Genomic DNA, 281 nt, shown 5'->3' with positions numbered 1-281 from the left:
GCCCGCGCCCAGGCCTCGCCCGCGATGCTGAGCCGCGGCGCGTACGAGCGCCTCGCGATCCCCGGCGAAAAGACGCCCGTGACGCTCTATTCGAACGTCGCGCCGGGTCTGTTCGAAGGCGTCGTCGACAAATACATGCGCGACGTTCACGGCAACCCGATTTGCGGCACCGGCGCGAACGTGCCGGCGCTCACCCTCGAACGCAGCGGCGCGCGCGCGCCCGCCATCCTGGCAGCGGAGTAATCACACATGTTCGGAAAACTCACGCTCGATGCCGTACC

The 281-nt window shown here is 68.3% G+C and carries 1 protein-coding gene; it reads left to right on the top strand.

Going from position 1 to position 281, the window contains the following annotated elements:
* Positions 1-243: COX aromatic rich motif-containing protein (locus tag SB751_RS29730; protein WP_410748987.1), on the top strand; the 243-nt coding region annotated here is incomplete at its 5' end.
* Positions 244-281 lie beyond the last annotated feature (38 nt).

Source organism: Cupriavidus sp. SIMBA_020 (assembly GCF_046535395.1).
Lineage (GTDB): Bacteria > Pseudomonadota > Gammaproteobacteria > Burkholderiales > Burkholderiaceae > Cupriavidus > Cupriavidus campinensis.
The sequence above is the reverse complement of the archived record's forward strand: the minus strand, read 5'-3'. Positions and strand labels throughout refer to the sequence as shown.